This is a genomic window from candidate division WOR-3 bacterium (assembly GCA_039802005.1).
Taxonomy (GTDB): Bacteria; Hydrothermota; Tepidihabitantia; order SM23-42; family JAOAFX01; genus JAOAFX01.
The window spans coordinates 96,540-115,123 of sequence record JBDRVV010000002.1; the positions used below are offsets into that span (position 1 = coordinate 96,540).

At 38.5% G+C, this 18,584-nt stretch carries 15 protein-coding genes; 11 read left to right on the top strand and 4 right to left on the bottom strand.

Annotated features, from left to right (window positions below; genetic code table 11):
* The first annotated feature begins 233 nt into the window (after positions 1-233).
* Genes recF through ABIL69_01180 form a run of 7 tightly spaced genes read left to right on the top strand, consistent with a single transcriptional unit; the run spans position 234 to position 8,062 of the window.
* Positions 234-1,277, top strand: coding sequence for a DNA replication and repair protein RecF (recF, locus tag ABIL69_01150; GenBank protein ID MEO0122598.1), 1,044 nt, complete (start codon positions 234-236; stop codon positions 1,275-1,277).
* The gene (locus tag ABIL69_01155; protein MEO0122599.1) at positions 1,264-1,569 is read left to right on the top strand and encodes a DUF721 domain-containing protein; all 306 of its coding nucleotides are present in this window, start codon (positions 1,264-1,266) and stop codon (positions 1,567-1,569) included. Before recF ends, ABIL69_01155 begins: the two co-directional genes overlap by 14 nt.
* 2 nt (positions 1,570-1,571) lie before the next feature.
* Positions 1,572-3,488, top strand: a complete 1,917-nt coding sequence (gyrB, locus tag ABIL69_01160) for a DNA topoisomerase (ATP-hydrolyzing) subunit B (GenBank protein ID MEO0122600.1) — start codon at positions 1,572-1,574, stop codon at positions 3,486-3,488.
* A 9-nt stretch (positions 3,489-3,497) separates the two neighbouring features.
* Positions 3,498-4,565 carry a M42 family metallopeptidase gene (locus tag ABIL69_01165; protein ID MEO0122601.1) on the top strand — a complete coding sequence of 356 codons (1,068 nt, stop codon included), beginning with the start codon at positions 3,498-3,500 and terminating at the stop codon, positions 4,563-4,565.
* A gap of 8 nt (positions 4,566-4,573) precedes the next feature.
* Positions 4,574-5,065: a transposase gene (locus ABIL69_01170; protein MEO0122602.1), complete on the top strand. Its 492-nt coding sequence runs from the start codon at positions 4,574-4,576 to the stop codon at positions 5,063-5,065.
* A gap of 47 nt (positions 5,066-5,112) precedes the next feature.
* Complete coding sequence (locus ABIL69_01175) at positions 5,113-6,657, top strand: YifB family Mg chelatase-like AAA ATPase (protein ID MEO0122603.1); 1,545 nt, start codon at positions 5,113-5,115, stop codon at positions 6,655-6,657.
* The gene (locus ABIL69_01180) at positions 6,638-8,062 is read left to right on the top strand and encodes an aminotransferase class V-fold PLP-dependent enzyme (GenBank protein ID MEO0122604.1); all 1,425 of its coding nucleotides are present in this window, start codon (positions 6,638-6,640) and stop codon (positions 8,060-8,062) included. The genes ABIL69_01175 and ABIL69_01180 overlap by 20 nt, the downstream gene beginning before the upstream one ends.
* Positions 8,063-8,123: 61 nt before the next feature.
* Here ABIL69_01180 and ABIL69_01185 read toward each other — a convergent pair whose 3' ends face one another.
* The 4 genes from ABIL69_01185 to ABIL69_01200 all read right to left on the bottom strand — a co-directional run bounded on the left by ABIL69_01185 (position 8,124) and on the right by ABIL69_01200 (position 14,139).
* Positions 8,124-10,442 carry a S8 family serine peptidase gene (locus tag ABIL69_01185; GenBank protein MEO0122605.1) on the bottom strand — a complete coding sequence of 773 codons (2,319 nt, stop codon included), beginning with the start codon at positions 10,440-10,442 and terminating at the stop codon, positions 8,124-8,126.
* 171 nt (positions 10,443-10,613) lie between these two features.
* A complete protein-coding gene (locus ABIL69_01190) occupies positions 10,614-12,215 on the bottom strand; it encodes an FG-GAP-like repeat-containing protein (protein ID MEO0122606.1) in 1,602 nt (533 codons plus the stop codon).
* Positions 12,216-12,445: 230 nt separating this feature from the next.
* Positions 12,446-13,735 (bottom strand): asparagine--tRNA ligase, encoded by a 1,290-nt coding sequence (asnS, locus tag ABIL69_01195; protein MEO0122607.1) that lies wholly within the window; start codon positions 13,733-13,735, stop codon positions 12,446-12,448.
* A 197-nt stretch (positions 13,736-13,932) separates the two neighbouring features.
* Complete coding sequence (locus ABIL69_01200; GenBank protein MEO0122608.1) at positions 13,933-14,139, bottom strand: cold shock domain-containing protein; 207 nt, start codon at positions 14,137-14,139, stop codon at positions 13,933-13,935.
* 220 nt (positions 14,140-14,359) lie between these two features.
* On the opposite strand from ABIL69_01200, the gene ABIL69_01205 reads away from it, so the two are divergent.
* From ABIL69_01205 to ABIL69_01220, 4 genes are read left to right on the top strand one after another with little or no spacing between them, the layout of a single operon-like run.
* A complete protein-coding gene (locus tag ABIL69_01205) occupies positions 14,360-15,265 on the top strand; it encodes a glycosyltransferase family 2 protein (GenBank protein ID MEO0122609.1) in 906 nt (301 codons plus the stop codon).
* Positions 15,265-16,248 (top strand): lysylphosphatidylglycerol synthase transmembrane domain-containing protein, encoded by a 984-nt coding sequence (locus tag ABIL69_01210; GenBank protein ID MEO0122610.1) that lies wholly within the window; start codon positions 15,265-15,267, stop codon positions 16,246-16,248. Before ABIL69_01205 ends, ABIL69_01210 begins: the two co-directional genes overlap by 1 nt.
* Positions 16,249-16,290: 42 nt before the next feature.
* Entirely contained in the window at positions 16,291-17,580 is a 1,290-nt protein-coding gene (locus tag ABIL69_01215; protein ID MEO0122611.1) for a UDP-glucose/GDP-mannose dehydrogenase family protein, read from the top strand.
* Positions 17,577-18,506, top strand: a complete 930-nt coding sequence (locus ABIL69_01220; protein ID MEO0122612.1) for a UDP-glucuronic acid decarboxylase family protein — start codon at positions 17,577-17,579, stop codon at positions 18,504-18,506. The genes ABIL69_01215 and ABIL69_01220 overlap by 4 nt, the downstream gene beginning before the upstream one ends.
* The last annotated feature ends 78 nt before the right edge of the window (positions 18,507-18,584 follow it).

An 18,584-nucleotide genomic window follows, 5' to 3' on the forward strand; every position in this document is an offset into this window, starting at 1 on the left:
AAATGTGGTGGCAGATTTTACTCTGCAGGACTGTAGAGCAAACCCTCAGAGCCTGCCCTGAATTTATTTTAAGGTTTGTGACATTGTTGTTGCGACTGAAAGTCGCTCCGTGGCGCCGATGTTTTAACTAAGGCTGCAGCGGTGCGATTAAAGGTGGGCGCAAAGGAATAAAATTTTGACCGCCAAACACATTTTTTCCTTGACTTTCGTATTAATATGTATATAATATTGTAATGGTACTACAGACAATTATATACGAAGGATTTCGCAACTTGAAGGATGGTGAAATATCGTTTTGTGAAGACTTAAATATCATCACCGGTGAGAATGGTGCGGGTAAGACAAATCTTCTTGAAGCAATCTTTTTTTCAGCCTATGGCACTTCATTTAGAACAAATGATGATAGGAATATGGTGAAGTTTAATGAATCATATATGAGAGTAACGAGCGTCTCCAATGAAATGAACGCAAGTATTTTTTATAATGGAACAAAAAAATTCACTGTAAACGGTAACGAAAAGGAACGCCTGAGTGATTATGTTGGCTGGCTGCCGGTAGTTATTATGTCTTTAAATGATATCTGGATAATAAAGGGATCGCCAGCCAAGAGAAGAAGTTTTTTAGACTGGTTATTGATAAAATTGCACCCGGTATATGGTGCAAATCTTAATGAATATAAAAAGATCTTGCGCCAGCGCAATCTCATTCTTCAACAGGGTAATCTTGATATATCGCTTTTGGATGTGTATAATGAACGATTTATCCACTGGGCAAATTTGATATATGCAGAACGAAAAAAAATCCTGCCTGTTTTTAAAGAGGTCCTTGAAATAAAGGCTAAAGAAATTGGACTTAATAATATTTCATTTGAATACCTCAGCCCCTGCCCTGATATGGAGTTGACCCTTGAAGCATTAAAAAAGGTTGAATCAATGGAATTTAATAGAGCAGAGACACTTTTGGGACCTCATCGTGATGATTTTACGATAAAAATAAATGGGTATCCGGTGAAAGAATTTTCATCAGAAGGGGAAACAAGAATCATTGCATTACTTCTGAAACTGATTGAAAGGGAAATCATAAAACAAAAGATAAACGAGGAACCGATATTACTCCTTGACGAAGTAATGATTGAACTTGACCGGTTCCATAGAAAACAATTTTTTGAAATGCTGAAGGGACAGATCTTTTATGCAACGGTCAATGGACTGGAAGACATAAATAAACATAATAAAAAGGTATTAATTATTAAGCGGGGCTATATTGCGTTATCCTGAGAAAATAAATAAAATATTGCCCAGGGTGATAAAATCAATGAATTTAGAAGAAAAATTTAAAGAAATAGAAATGGTCAAACACTGGGAAAATATCGTCGGTGAAAAGATTGCCCAGCATGCAAGGGCGATAAACATAAATGAATCAAACCTCTATGTTGTCGTTGATAATCCTGTATGGCAGGCACAACTGTTTCTTTTAAAAAACAAAATTTTAAAGAAGTTTAATGAGTTAGGCGCAAATCTTAAAGATATTAAATTTATTATTAGAAAAGGAGGCTCTTTTAAGGAGTAATTATGGATGAAGAAAAAATGAAGAATAAAGTTGAAGATAGATATGATGCATCGCAGATTCAGATATTAAAAGGTCTTGAGGCAGTCCGTCGCAGGCCAGCAATGTATATCGGTGATGTAGGTATCAGAGGTCTGCATCACCTTATATTTGAAGTCGTTGACAATAGTGTTGATGAGGCACTTGCCGGACATTGTGACCATATCAGGGTGACGATTGATAAAGATATTGTTGAGGTTGAAGATAATGGCAGGGGTATTCCCACTGATATGCATCCAACACAGAAAAAATCTGCGCTTGAGGTCGTTATGACAATGCTCCATGCCGGAGGAAAATTTGACGATAAAGTCTACCGGATAAGCGGTGGTTTGCACGGAGTTGGTGTTTCCGCGGTGAATGCACTCTGCGAATTTCTTGAAGCAGAGGTATATCGTGATGGTAAGATATATTTTCAAAGATATAAAAAAGGTGAACCTGAAGAGCCAGTAAAAGTAATAGGAAAGGCAAAGAAAAGAGGTACCAAGATAAGATTTAAACCGGATAAAGACATATTCCGAAAAGTTGAATTTAACAAAGAAATTGTAGCACAACGACTAAGAGAAATTGCATTTTTAAATAAAGGACTAAAGATTGACTTTGAAGATTTAAAATCAGGCACAAAAGAAAGATTCTATTCAACCGAAGGTGTGCTTGACCTTGTCAAATATCTTGATTCGGGCAGGCAAAGACTACACAAACCATTCTATGTCCACGATACCCAGAATGGCATTGAGATTGAAATCGCAATGGAATATAATGATTCATATCTTGAAAATATATTCACATTTGCCAACACAATAAATACCCATGAGGGCGGAACACATCTTATAGGATTCAAATCAGCATTAACGAGAACCCTCAATGAATACGCAAGAAAACACAATCAACTGAAAGAGGACCTTGCTTTTACCGGAGAAGATACCCGGGAAGGGCTCACTGCCGTTGTATCTATAAAGATAAAAGAACCGCAATTTGAAGGACAGACCAAAACAAAATTAGGTAACCCTGAAGCAAAGGGTGCTGTTGAATCCTTGATGAACGAAAAATTTTATGCCTTCCTTGAAGAAAACCCAAGGATTGCAAATGTGATTGTTAATAAAGTCCTGACCGCAGCCAAATCCCGTGAAGCAGCAAGAAAGGCAAGAGAACTAACCCGAAGAAAATCGCTGATTGATAGCGAATTCCTGCCGGGCAAGCTCGCGGATTGCTCCAGTGAGAATCCGGATGAGGCTGAAATATTTGTTGTTGAGGGAGATTCCGCAGGAGGTAGTGCCAAGCAAGGAAGGGATAGAAGATTCCAGGCGATACTACCTTTAAGGGGTAAAATTATCAATGTGGAGAAAAGCGGGTTAAACAAAATTCTCAGCAACGAAGAGATAAGGACATTGATTTCTGCGATTGGCTGTGGTATCGGTGAGGATGACTTTGATATTTCTAAATTGCGATATAAAAAGATTGTGATTATGACCGATGCCGATGTTGATGGCGCGCATATAAGAACTCTTCTTCTTACCTTCTTTTTCAGATTTATGAGGGAATTGATTGATGCCGGAGTTATCTATATTGCCCAACCACCACTATATCGCATCCGTTACGATAAAAAAGAGGAATATTTGTACTCTGACGAAGAACTACAAAAATTCTTAAAAAAACACTCTGGGGAAAAATATGACATTCAGCGTTATAAAGGTCTTGGCGAAATGAATCCTGAGCAGCTCTGGAAGACAACGATGGACCCCGAGAAAAGAATTTTAAAAAAGGTAACGATGGAGGATGCAGCAGAGGCAGATAGGTTATTTTCAATACTTATGGGCGACGAAGTAGAACCCAGAAGAAAATTCATTGAAGAAAATGCAAAATTTGTTGAAAATCTTGATATTTAAGGAGGATTAATGAATCACTTACAGAATCTGAAAGAACTTTCAGAGGCATTTGGTATCTCAGGTTATGAAGATGATATTGTTGAGATACTGAAGGGAAAATTTGCAAAGTATGCAAGGGTTTTAAGAGACCGCATTGGTAGTGTAATTGCTCAGAAGAACGGAACGAATGATAGTCCAAAGATTATGTTCGCAGCACATATGGATGAAATTGGATTTATGGTTAAAGAAATCACAAAAGAAGGTTTCATAAAATTCTTGCCGATTGGTGGCTGGTGGGACGGCAATCTTCCTGGAATGCGCGTACGGGTTAAAAACAAAAAGGGTGAGCTCATTCCCGGGGTTATTGGATTGAAGCCTATCCACGAACTTTCTCCTGAAGAGAGAAAAAAACTTCCTGAAATAGACCATATGTATATTGATGTGGGGGCAACTAAAAATTTTCAAGTTACAGAAAAACTCGGAATAAAACCGGGAGACCCCATTATGCCTGTAGGTCCCTTTGAACAGATGGCGAACGGGGACCTATTGCTTGCCAAGGCATGGGACGACAGGGTCGGTTGTGCATTGCTGGTTGATATGCTACAGGAATTATCCGCAATTGAACATCCCAATACTGCCTATCTCGTGGGTACTGTCCAGGAAGAAGTTGGATTGAGGGGTGCCAAAACATCTGCTTCCTTAATACAGCCCGATTTTGCATTTGCACTTGATGTTAGTATCTGCCGCGATACCCCTGGGAATGGTGCTGATGCAAATGAAAAACTTGGCGCTGGTGTAGCAATTCTTATTTATGATCGGACAATGATACCACACAAAAATTTAAGGGATTTTGTAATAGAACTTGCAGAAACCAATAACATTCCGTATCATCTAACATCAATCAAGGGGGGATATGATACGGGCGCTATTCACCTCACAAATTTTGGCGTACCCAGTCTGGCATTGGGTATTCCAACGAGGTATGTCCACTCCGCCTCAAGTATCATATCTTATGAAGATTACGAGAATCTTTTGAAGTTAACGATACTCATTGTTAAAAATTTAAACCGTGAGGTGATGGAACAAATTTTAAAATAGGAGGAACAATGTCAAAACGTGTAATAAAACCCGGAGCAATCTACTACATCTGGACCACAACCAAGGACTGTATTGAAATATTCAATGACCCTCACTGGGCAAGATTCCTTTTATTATCCATTGGCTACCATCGCTATATGCTGAATTACAAAATCTATGGCTATCTAATAATGCCCGAATCGTTTTATGTTATAATACAACCCGGGAAAATGTTTACTGTTTCAAAAATAATGAAATTGATTAAGGGAAACTTCGCAAGAAAATATAATGAAGTAAAAAAAAGAGAAGGTACGGTCTGGTCACAAAGTTTTGATGCGGAGCTTGTTGAAAATATGGCACAGTTAAAGGAACATCTTGATTACATCCACATGCAGCCGGTCAACCGCGGGCTTGCCAAAGATCCCGGGGAATATGAATTTTCAAGTTACAACAACTATTCTCGTGCCCGTCGAACCACTATTCAACTGGTGATAGACTCATTACCCGAAGATTTTAAATGAACTGACACAAATAATTGACACAATTTGCTTTTTAATTATAATCAATTATGCTTTCCCGAGTTCTATCCTGTGCTACTTTTGGCATTGAAGGATATTTAGTAAATGTAGAAGTAGACCTTTCGGGTGGTCTTCCGGCATTTACTACAGTGGGGCTTCCGGACAATGCGGTAAAGGAATCTAAAGACCGTGTATATGCTGCGATAAAGAATGCAGGTTTCCGTTTTCCCTCAAAAAGAATCACAGTAAATTTAGCACCTGCTGATATAAAAAAAGAAGGTTCAAGTTTTGACTTACCAATTGCCATAGGTATTCTTGCAGCATCACAAACTGTTCGCACGGGCAGTCTTGATCGCTATGCGATTCTTGGTGAATTATCGCTTGACGGTTCATTAAGGCCGATAAAGGGTGCAATATCAATCTCGCTCGCTGCCCGGGCAAACAAACTTGATGGTTTGATTCTACCATCAGCAAATGCAAAAGAGGCTGCGATAGTTGAAGACATAAATGTCTATGGTTTTGATAACCTGATTGAAGTTGTAGCATTTTTGAATGGTGAAATACAGGTAAATCCCGTAAGCGTTGACCGAGAAGGCATATTCAAATCAGCCTCTAAATACCCTATTGACTTTGCCGAAGTAAAAGGGCAGTATCATGCAAAGAGGGCATTGGAAATTGCTGCGGCTGGTGGTCATAATATATTGATGATCGGACCACCCGGCACAGGAAAAACGATGCTCGCACGCAGGCTTGTTACAATACTTCCACCAATGACCCTGCAGGAAGCACTTGAAACAACAAAGATTCATTCAGTTGCCGGAATCCTTCCGCCGGGCGAATCACTTATTGGCACAAGGCCATTTCGCTCACCCCACCACACAATCTCTGACGCCGGGATAATTGGTGGTGGCCATATCCCAAAACCCGGCGAGGTTTCGCTGGCGCACAATGGGGTATTATTCCTTGACGAGTTGCCCGAATTTCATAAAAATGTCCTTGAAGTCTTACGCCAGCCCCTTGAGGATGGTTCGGTTACGATCGGCAGGGCAAAAGTTACCCTCACTTATCCTGCCCGTTTTATGCTCGCCGCGGCAATGAATCCATGCCCCTGTGGGTATTTTACTGACCCATATCATGAATGCAGATGCACACCAGTTCAAATCCAGCATTATCGGGCAAAGATCTCAGGACCACTACTTGACCGCATTGATATACATATTGAGGTTCCCGGGCTTAAATACGATGAGCTCAAATCAGCCCAACCCGGAGAATCGTCCGAAGAGATAAAGAAAAGGGTAACAAGGGCAAGAGAAATTCAATTAAATAGATTCAAAGATACAAAAAGAAAGATATTCTGCAACGCCCATATGGAAACAAAGGACATAAGAAAATACTGTACAATAGACGAAGAATCGCAAAATCTCCTTAAAACTGCGATAGAAAAATTTGGACTCTCTGCCCGTGCCTATGATAAAATATTAAAGGTCGCAAGAACCATAGCCGACCTGGAATCGAGTGATGTTATAAAAGTTCAGCATATTGCTGAAGCAATACAATACAGGAGTCTTGATAAAGATGTCTGGCAAAAATTATAAATTAACATTAAAAAAATTGGCGAAACAAATAATTGGTCTTAATGAAGAGGTTGTGCTTCTGGATGGCTCAAAAAGAAGATATATAAATTTTGATAATGCCGCGAGCACACCTGCACTACTACCCGTTCAGAAAAAAATCGGCGAATTTTTAAAATGGTATTCAAATGTCCATCGTGGTACTGGATTCAAATCACAACTCTCTTCATGGGTCTTTGAAGAAGCAAGGAATATAATTGCAGATTTTGTCAAAGCCGATGACAATTGCTGTGTAATATTCTGTAAAAATACAACCGAGGCAATAAATAAACTTTCCAGCAGGTTCCAATGTCCTGCCTTGGATAAAGAAAAACCTATCGTCCTTACTACAATTATGGAGCACCACTCAAACGAATTGCCCTGGCGTAAAGTTGCACAGGTGGTTCACATTGAACTAAATCCTGATGGAACAATAAACAAAAATGATTTTTATGAAAAATTAAAAAAATATGCTGGTAGAATACAACTCGTTGCGATAAGTGGGGCATCAAATGTTACCGGCTATATAAATCCGATATATGAATTTGCCCGCCTGACACATGAAGTTGGTGCCCAGATTGCAGTTGATGCCGCACAACTTGCACCTCATAGGCCAATAGATATGAAACCTAAAAACGACCCTGAACATATTGATTATCTGTCTTTCTCCGCCCACAAAATGTATGCACCTTATGGGATAGGTGTCCTCGTCGGTGATAAATCCGCATTTCTGTATGGCACACCTGATGATGTAGGTGGAGGAACTGCGGATATTGTAGACTTGGAGAGTGCCTACTGGAAAGACTTGCCCGAAAGAGAAGAAGCTGGAACCCCTGATATAATCGGTGTCGTTGCCCTTGCCGAGGTTATCAGACTGATTAATAAGGTGGGGTTTGACGAGATAATTAAACACGAAACCAAACTCACTGCCTATGCCCTTAAAGAACTGAACAAAATTCCAGAAATAATCATTTATGGTGACCGAGACCCGAAAAATGCACATAACCGACTGGGGGTCATCTCTTTTAACATCAAGGGAATGCACCATGCACTCGTCTCTGCAATCTTAAGTTATGAAGGTGGCATTGGGGTTCGTAATGGTTGTTTCTGTGCCCACCCCTATGTAAAGTGCCTGCTCGGTGTTACACAGGAAGAAGCAAAAAAGATTGAAAAAATGATTATAAATAGGGACCGTTCTGAAATACCGGGTGCGGTGAGAATAAGCTTTGGAATTTATAATACGAAAAAAGAGATTGATTTTCTAATAGAAATGCTGCAAAAGATTGTAAGAAAAGAATACAGAGGCAAATATCTTTTGGACAAAGAACGGGGCGAATACTATCCCGAAAACTTCAAATTTAATTTCTCAGAATTTTTTGATTTTGATTAAAGATTGAAATAGAAAGGGGGGTTCTGATCCGAAATCAGAACCCCTTTATTTTTTATTCTTCTTATTTCACCAGAACAATCTTTTGCTTTTTTATACCGTCAGGCAAGTTAAAGAATAGATAATAGATCCCCTGGGGCATTTTTGCCATTGAAATTGACTCTCTATGTTCACCTTTTGCGTAGAATTTTTCATTGGTATAAACGCAGGCACCTAAAATATTATAGATTTTGATCTCTACCTTGCCTGATTTATTAAGATTTAGTGCATAATCAACACAATTATGTGTCAAAATAGACGTATTGAAGAGATTTTTCACCTTTATTTCCGAAGGTCCTGTATTCTCAGCAATTCCGATCTGGAGGTTTGAAACATCACCGGTAATCACAAGTGCGTAAGGTTGCCTTGCTCCAGTCGGCACATTTCTGCCCACAACCCAGGCAGTCCAGACACCGGTAGCGGGTGAATTAAGCCGGAAATTCTCTTCAACATTTAAGGTATCCCGGCTTCCGCCCGTTGCCGACTGGCCACCAGAATAGACATTGCCCCAGTAATATGTCCCTGAAGGACTTCTTACCCTGAGGTCAAGGTTATTTACAATGGCACGTGCGGCACTTGTGTTTCCGGCGCTATCAGTCCAGCACAGAGTTACTCTCAAAGGAACGGAAGAACTATTGACTTGCCATTGATAGACGACACTATCACCTGTATCAAGACCCCCTGATGCAGAATCATGGAGAAGCAATTTTTTTGATTCGCCAGTGAAGTATAATACGCTATCAAGGTCAATTCTACCCCAGCCGATATTGTAATTCGGAACTGTGTAACCGGAAATATTATTATCTGCTGATATTACCGCCATCGCCTTCAAGAGTGCAGCCGATGGATTGGCAATTGCATTACCAGGCACTTCGGAACCGGTTGGATAAAAACCACGGTTAAGATATTCTCTTATCAAACCGACCGCGCCACAGGCAGATGGTGATGCCATGCTCGTTCCTGACATCTGCCAGTAACTACTACTGGAACCTGATGTTCCACCACTTGCCGAATACAAACCAGGATCTCCTGTGGTATTCAATCCACCAGGTGCCATTACTGTTGGTTTATAACGATTATCATCTGTTGGTCCTCTTGAGGAATAAGATGCTATCGTCGTCGGAGAAACCCTGCCAACTGCGCCGATTGTCAATGCATTTTTAGCGTTCCCAGGGCTACCTGTGGTATTTGCACCCGAACCAGAATTTCCTGCTGAAATGACCAACAAACAGGTTTTTCTACGCCACATAAACTGATCTGCCTGTGCATCATAACTATAGTAAGCACCACCTGTAGAGGCACCCCAGGAATTAGATACAACCCGAGCACCATAGGCATAACTTGTATCCCAGAGTTGGTTTAAATCCGACCAGATGCTTAAGCCACCCGAATATCCAATATCGCAAAAAGAAAGTTTCGCGAGTTTAGCGATACCGTCATAGATGGATGTACCACCATTATATGAGTCATCTCCACATACTGTGCAGCCGGTGTGTGAACCATGCCAGTAGTTTGATGACTCATCGCCAAATGTCGCAGAACTTCCACCTCGACTGTAATTTACAATCTTTCTATGGCTTGGGTAGCTTCCCCAGGTTGTTATCGGATATGTTGAATGATAGAATGCCCAATGGGCAGTCGTAATACCGGAGTCGGTTGTACCAAGTATCTGCCCCTGTCCTTTGATACCCTTTGCCCAGATTGTCGTGTCTCCAACCGAACCACACTGAACAATACGTGTTGAATTATTGTTATGCAACTGAATCTCAGGCCGTGGTTCGATCCAGTAAACTCCTTTAATATTTGCTATAGTCTCTACCTGGTTAGCACCTATTTCAGCAACAATCAGTTTACTTACAACTTCCGATATATCAAGAATCCGTGCTCCAGTGTTATTAATTCTTGCGGCTATTTCGGTCAGGTCTTCGGTATCAAAGACCATAATTGTTACCTTCTGTAAACCAGTAATAACGCGCAAATCAGGATGTATCTTATAAGCAGGATGCCACAAACCTATCCAGTTGATAAATGACTTCTGATTTATCATTTGCTTCTGAATCTTATCCATACGCACAATATATGCATAATCAGGGAGATAACCTATTACCTGTGCACCGATATTTTTCAACTCTTGTTTCCATTCTTTTAAGATCGGACCTTTAAATTGAATAATATAGTAGTTCCAATCCTCTTCCTGTGCGATAAGATTATTGGCTATTATTGGTTCACCATTCCTCGGGTCAAACTGATATGTCTTCAAACAAATCATCTGACCCCGAACCAACACTACAGAAAACAAAACCATCAACACTATAAAGTGTTTATTGCTTTTTAATAACACCATTATATTCTCCTTTCGCTATTTTGAAACAACAAAAAAATATTTCGTTTTGGCACCTCCTTTCAAAGACTTGGGTCTTTGTTATTATGGGAAAAAATTTATGCTGACAAAGTATATCCATTTCTTTGCAACAAGTCAAGGACAAAAATGCAGTTCAGATTTCTTAGAATACTTTTATTTTATAATCACTAATTTTTCGGACTTAACCCTTTTTCCGCAGTGATAAATTTCTACGAAATAAATGCCTGGTGTATTTAGTTCAACATTCTTTTTAGTTTGCTGTAGTATTAATCTTCCGGAGATATCAAAAATCTTTATTTTAAAATTTAAAAGATTTGTTTTTATCGAAAAATTTCCTTTGCTCGGGTTTGGAAATTCAAAGAATATTGATTCATCATTGTTATTTTCAGCCACACATTGGCTCATTGTATTTAAGAACAGAAAATTTCCCCTGGTCTGGTGCCAGTTGGTAACAAGCAAATCAAGATTCTTTGAATATGTATAATCAACCCATATAGTTTCTGGTTGAGTAATGATATTTGCAATTGATACCCAGCCATCAGTATATGAAAAGCAATATTGGTTTCTGTTCAAATCACCACTTGCTCTTCTCACCCTTGTGATATTCTTTATCCATCGTTTATTGAGATAAAAAACCCGTTTTGCAGGTGTAACAATATGCGGTTCATTTGTGATTGATACAGGTTGTGTATTATCAACATCACCAAAAATAATATTTTCACAAACAAGTTGATAAGGATTTGATGGACTCCATTGCCAGGATGGAGTCTGGGGAAATGTTCCATTTGTATTTTCAAAGACCTTTACCGATTCCCACCAGCCACCAGCGGCAAGGTCTAAATCATTATCTTGATCAACATCACCTAATGCAACACAGGAATAATATGTGAGATTCTGGCTTGTCCAAGCAGGGGTAGTTGATAGGTTTGAACCATTGTTTAGGTATAGTTGAACATTGCTCTGACCCCCGAGTTGCCCATTATTGGCACAGACCATATCAAGGTCACCATCATTATCAACATCGCCGAATGCAAGTTTCAAAGTATTCAAGGAATTTGCTGACTGCCAGTAAGGTGTTGATTCCAGCATTCCATTGGTATTGCGGTATATCAAATTTGGTCCGAGCTCTGCCACAAGACCGAGGTCTAAATCACCGTCATTGTCAATATCAACCCAGGAAACATCATAAAAATAGGAAGCGATATTTGACTGCCAGACAGGGAGTGTATCTAAAATTCCATTATTATTTAAATACACCTTCGCCTTCTGGGCACTATCACCATAAGACTCACCACAGGCAACAGCAAGGTCTAAATCACCATCTCCATCCATATCTCCAAACGCACAGGAAAATGAATTATCAAGGTCATGGGGCCTCCAGGAAGAAATTGATTGAAAAGTTCCCGATTGATTATAATAGAATTTGTCATATTGCGGGGTATAAGGATCGCCATAATTTGCCACAACAAGATCAGGATAACCATCATAATTTATATCTCCCAAACTGATATGTGCATTATATCCCACATCTGAAGACTGCCATCCTGCAACATGCTGGAGTGTATCATTATAATTATAGTTCACTTTATTTCTATTCTGTGCCATATCATTACCATTGCCACTAACAAAATCAATATCACCATCAAGGTCAACATCAACCAATGCACCGCCCGTTGAATAGTCTGTATCCGTTGATTCCCAGTTTGGTTGATTTGGATAGGGAATGATTGATAGGATAAAAATCACAAAAAACATTTATACCTCCTTGAATGTATAAAATAAAAGGGTAGAATGGCTCAAAAAACTATAAAGGGATAAATTGTTTGTAGATTTTAGTTGAGAAATGAAATAGGATTTAGTTATTAGGTTTAGTGAACAACAAACGATAACCAATGGACCAATCCCATTTCCAAACCAAAACCCAAGCCATTTATCATATCTTGCCATCTTTGTCCTCTTATCCCCTTTCGCATCGCCAAAAATTTCTATGGATAAATCTTTTCCAGCATCCTTGGAAATGGAATTGTTTCCCTCACATGAGGAATCTTACAAATCCAGGCAACGGTTCTTTCCACACCAAGTCCAAACCCACTATGGGGACAGGTTCCGAATTTTCGTAAATCAAGATACCATTTATATGCCTCTTCTGGAAGATTATTTTCTTTTATACGCCTGAGCAGAGTTTCGTAATCATCCTCTCGTTGACCACCACCAATTATCTCACCATAGCCCTCAGGTGCAAGCATATCAACACTTAGAGAAAGTGACTCGTCTTTTGGGTCGCGTTTCATATAGAATGCCTTACACTGAGCAGGATAGTGATGGACGAGAACAGGTCTATCAAAACTTTCGCTGATCAAAGTCTCCTCTGGTGCACCAAAATCATCCCCATATTTAAAATTGGGGTCCTTTTTATGTATTAAATCAACTGCTTCTTTATAGGTAATCTTCGGAAAAGGCTTCTTTATATTTTCAAGTTTTGCCATATCCCTTTCTAAGATTCTTAGTTCTTCTTTTCGTGTCTCCAGAACACGCTCAACAATATATACTACAAAATCCTCTTCCAATTCCATCAAGCCATCAAGTTCCAAATATGCAACTTCTGGTTCAACCATCCAGAATTCAGTTAGATGTCTACGGGTCTTTGATTTTTCAGCGCGGAATGTGGGTCCGAAACAATAAACTTTGCCCAGTGATGCCGCAGTGGCTTCGTTATATAACTGACCACTCTGGGTTAAATAAACAGTCTCTCCATAATAATCAACCGGGAATAATGTTGTCGTTCCTTCCACAGATGCGGGCGTAAGTATTGGTGTATCCGCATTGATAAAACCACGATTATCTAAAAAATCTCTTATCGCCTTTATTACCGTATGCCTGATTCTTAAAATTGCATGTTGTTTCCTTGAACGTATCCAGAGATGGCGAATGGGCAATAAGAATTCTACGGAATGAGATTTCGGTGTGATAGGATAATCCTCTGCAAGTTGGATAATCTGTAAATCTGTTGCTACAATCTCGTATCCACCAGGTGCCCTTTTATCCTGACGCACAAGCCCCTTAATAATAACTGAAGATTCCTGGGTAATTTTATCTGCTACTTCAAAGATTTCAGGTTTTGCCTCATCCGCACTGATAACAGATTGGATGATCCCTGTGCCATCACGAATGAGCAAGAATCTTACCTTCCCTGAAGATCGCTTATTATATAACCATCCTTTTATTTCTACTTCCTTACCTTCGTATTTTCCAATTTGTTCAATATAGACCTGCATGAATTAATATATTCTATTTTTTGAGAAAGTCAATAATATTTTGTAAGGTGTATGTAAATGCCATTATTAACAAAAGTTGACACTTTTCTTTTTCTGACTCTGTTAATTTTGTTGACTTTTGAAAAAATTATTTTAGACAAAATAAAAATAGCCCCGACAAGCGTCGGGGCTATTTTGAACGTATCAACGATCACTCATTACACACGTTCTATCTTTGTGGCTTTTGGTCCTTTCGGTGTGCTGGTGATTTCAAACTTCACCCTGTCACCTTCGGATAATGTGCGATAGCCTTCGCCCACTATTTCCTGAAAATGGGCGAACACATCACCGGTTCCATCTTCTTTCTCAATGAAACCATAACCTTTACGGTTATCAAACCACTTTACTTTACCAAAGATAGGCATTTTTACTCCTTTCAAGCTTCCTTCTGTTTGATTGGAGATTAACTCAATGAGTAACCGGCCAAAACCTGAATTACCATTTGTAATCTAACGCCAACCAACATTCAGTATGCCTGATTATAATTATATGTAAAAACCATTCGTTGTCAACAGTATTGATTTCTCAATTAAATTTAACCAAAAACTATTTGACTTTTAGGAAGGGATATATATAATAAAATATATGAAAATTGGGATAATTGTTCCTGCCTATAACGAAGTTGAAAACATACCGCATCTCGTCTCAATGTTTGATGAATTCATCAAAAAACACAGAGATTATGAGGTCATTTTCATTGATGATGGCTCAACCGATTCTACCCAGAAAGTATTAGAAGAATACAAGAGAGATTATCTAAAAATAGCAAGGCATAAAAGAAATTTAGGTAAAACCCAAGCAATAATAACCGGGGCAAAAACAACCAATGCTGAGATTCTGGTGATTTATGATGCAGATATGCAGTTTGATATTTATGATGTGCCTAAATTGGTAGATCTGATTTTAAACCAGAATGCAGATGTGGCTACCGGTTGGAAACAGGGAAAATATGAAAAGAAATTTGTCTCAAGTGTTTATAACTGGTGTGGGAGAAAACTATTCCATTTAAAAGTCCATGATATGAATGCAATAAAGGCATTCAGACGCGAAGTCATAGAAACAATTCCTATGCGCAAAGACTGGCACCGTTATATAGTTCCCCTGGCGAGTGAATATGGATTCGTCATTAAAGAAATCCCTGTGTCCTTAAAACCAAGGTTATATGGTGCACCGAAATATCAGAAAAAGGTAAGAATTATTATTGGATTTTTTGACCTTCTTGCAGTGAAATTCCAGTTAACATTTCTCCAGAAGCCTTTATTATATTTTGGAACTGCCGGAATGTTTCAAATACTCTTGGGAATTATAGTCGGTATCATTGCAATAATCCTTAGACTCTTAGGACATGGATTCAGACCTTTATTATATCTCGTCATACTCCTCATTGTCTCGGGAGTCCTGTTCTTTTCGTTAGGACTGATTGGTGAGTCAATAAGAGCGATAATTGACCGTTTAGAAAAGTTTGATTCCCTGAATAGAAATAAGACTTAATGAAAAAAGACTCAATAATGGAAGAAAAAAAGAAAAGTAAATTTACATTTCTCTGGTCAGTCTTAAGGATTTTAATAGGCATTGGACTAATCACATTCTTGCTCATAAAACTTGATATTGAAAAAATTCTATTAAATTTAAAAAACCTTGAGATAAGATTTCTGGCTTATGCACTTATCCCCTACTTTTTTTTCATTGTTGTTTCTGCCTGGCGCTGGCAGGTTCTGCTTGATTATAAAAAAATGAATATTCCGTTCAAAGATTCTCTACTGATATATTTTATTGCCCTCTTTTTTAATAACTTTCTGCCCACCACTGTTGGTGGGGATGTTATGAGGGTTGTTTACTCAATGAGGGAGAAAAAGACCGATGCCTTTGCGATTGTGATTGCCGATAGAATCCTTGGATTTATCGGTCTTTTTATCTTCGGATTATTCGCTGTAGTCTATCTCTATATTTTCCAGAAAAGAAGCGAATTTGTATCACTGATGATAATCGGGCTCCTAACACTTCTATTTATCACATTTATACTCTTTTCGGAAAAGGTTTATTCGTTTATTCATCCAGTTATTGCTAAATTGAAATTTTTTCACATTGGTGAAAGGATAAACAATCTCCATAAAACAATGACCGAATTTGGTTCTGCCTGGGGTGTGATAATTCTTTGTATTATACAATCAATGATTATCCAGGCACTCCTTGCCGTATCTCCTTATCTTGTTTTAAAGAGCATGGGTAATTACCAGGTCTCCATACTCCCTTTCTTTATATATCTGCCCATAATAAATGTCATTTCAATGATACCGATATCATTCAATGCCCTGGGTGTTCGGGAAAATGCCTATGTGATATTATTTCAACGCACCGGATTGAGTGGTGAAGTTTCTCTTACCGTCTCACTTGTTTCATTCTTTTTGACATTTTTATGGTCTCTGGTGGGTGGAATATTTTTTATTTTTTACAAAAAACCCTCAAATGTTTAGGAATTTTGATATTTTAGATATTTGTTTTCAAAAAGGAGGAATATGAAGGTTTGTATGATTGGCACTGGTTATGTAGGTTTAGTCTCAGGAACCTGTTTTGCAGAGATTGGACATAATGTGGTCTGTGTTGATAATGACATAAAAAAGATTGAAATATTAAAGAATGGAAAGATCCCTATTTATGAGCCCGGACTTCTGGAGATGGTTAAAAAGAATGTCTCCGAAGGTAGATTAAAATTTACAACTTCAATTTCTGAAGGTGTTCGGGAGTCATTATTTATCTTTATTGCTGTGGGCACACCGCCAAAAGAGAATGGAGAACCAGACCTTTCAAGCGTTGAAAAAGTAGCGAGTGAGATTGGTGAAGCCATGGAAGATTACAAAATTGTCGTGGAAAAAAGCACGGTCCCGGTCCAGACTGGAAAATGGATAAGAACGATTGTTGAAAGATTCAACAAAAGAAAGGTTGCATTTGATGTTGCATCCAATCCTGAATTCTTAAGAGAAGGTTCTGCCATACAGGATTTTCTCAAGCCCGACAGGGTTGTTCTCGGTGTTGAAAGCGAAAAGGCAAAAGAGCTATTACTGGAACTATATAAGCCGATTGATGCACCAAAAATCATTACCGATTTGGCGAGTGCCGAATTAATAAAGCACGCCTCAAATTCCTTTTTATCAATGAAGATTTCATTCATCAATGCCCTTTCAATTATCTGTGAATATTCAGGTGCGGATATTTTAAAGGTTGCAGAAGGTATTGGACTTGATAAAAGAATTGGCAGGGATTTTCTCAATGCTGGGGTGGGATTTGGTGGTTTTTGTTTTCCAAAAGACCTCAAGGCTTTTATCGGCATATCCCAGAAATTGGGTTATGATTTTAGATTATTAAAAGAAGTGGAAAGGATAAACGAAGAGCAGATGAAGAGGGTTGTCAAAAAACTTGAAGATTTATTATGGAACCTGAGGGATAAAAGGATTGGAATTCTTGGACTTTCATTTAAACCCAACACGGATGATATGAGATTTGCACCATCAATTACAATAATAAATGAATTAAAGAAGGAAGGCGCGGTTGTAAAGGCTTACGATCCAGTCGCAATGGAGAGGGCAAAGGAATTAATGCCTGATATTGAATATTGTAAAGATGCATACGGCGTGGCTGAAAATGCAGATGGAGTGGTGCTGGTTACAGAATGGGACGAATTTAAGAATCTTGATTTAAAAAAATTGAAAGAAAAGATGCGTCAGCCGGTTTTCCTTGATGGCAGAAATATCTTTGACCCGCAGGAAATGAGAAAGATAGGTTTTATCTATGCAGGAATAGGCAGATGAGAGTAATAATTACTGGCGGTGCAGGTTTTATCGGTTCTCACCTTGTAGATTACTATTTAAATAAAGGAAACGAAGTAATCGCAGTTGATAATTTGATAACCGGCAAAGAAGAAAATATAAAACACAATTTCAAAAATAAAAAATTTCAGTTTCTAAAATGCGATATCTGCGATATGCCGAAGATAAATAAAGATATAGGACTTATACTCCACTTTGCCTCACCAGCAAGTCCATTTGACTATCTAAAATATCCAATAGAAACAATGAAAACGGCATCTGTTGGAACTATAAATATGCTTGAACTTGCTTTAAAGAAAAATGCCAAATTCTTCCTTGCCTCAACAAGTGAAGTCTATGGTGACCCATTAATCCATCCCCAGGTTGAAGAATACTGGGGAAATGTGAATCCCGTTGGAATAAGGTCTGTTTATGATGAAGGAAAGAGATTTGCTGAAGCGATAACTGTTGCCTATCATAGAAAGTTGAAATTAAAAATAAACATTGTGCGAATATTTAACACCTATGGAGAAAGAATGAGGCCTGGAGATGGCAGGGTGATTCCCACCTTTATTGAACAGGCTTTAAAGAACGAACCAATGACCATATTCGGAGATGGCAAACAGACGAGAAGTTTCTGCTACATAAGCGACCTCGTTAATGGAATTGTTAAACTTGCTGAGAGTGATTATCCAATGCCAGTCAATTTAGGTAATCCTAAGGAATTTACAATTTTGGAACTTGCTCAAAAAATAAAGAAATTGTGTAATAGTAAAAGTGAATTCATTTATAAACCACTACCAGAAGATGACCCTCATAGAAGAAATCCTGATATCACCAAAGCGAAAAAACTTCTAAATTGGAAACCAGTTGTGGAGCTTGATGAAGGGCTTAGAAGAGTAATAGAGTGGTTCAAAGAAAAGATATAAATTCTCACTTATAATGACAATATTGACAGGAATATTTTTTAGAATATAATGTATTTATATATGAGACCCTTAACTGGG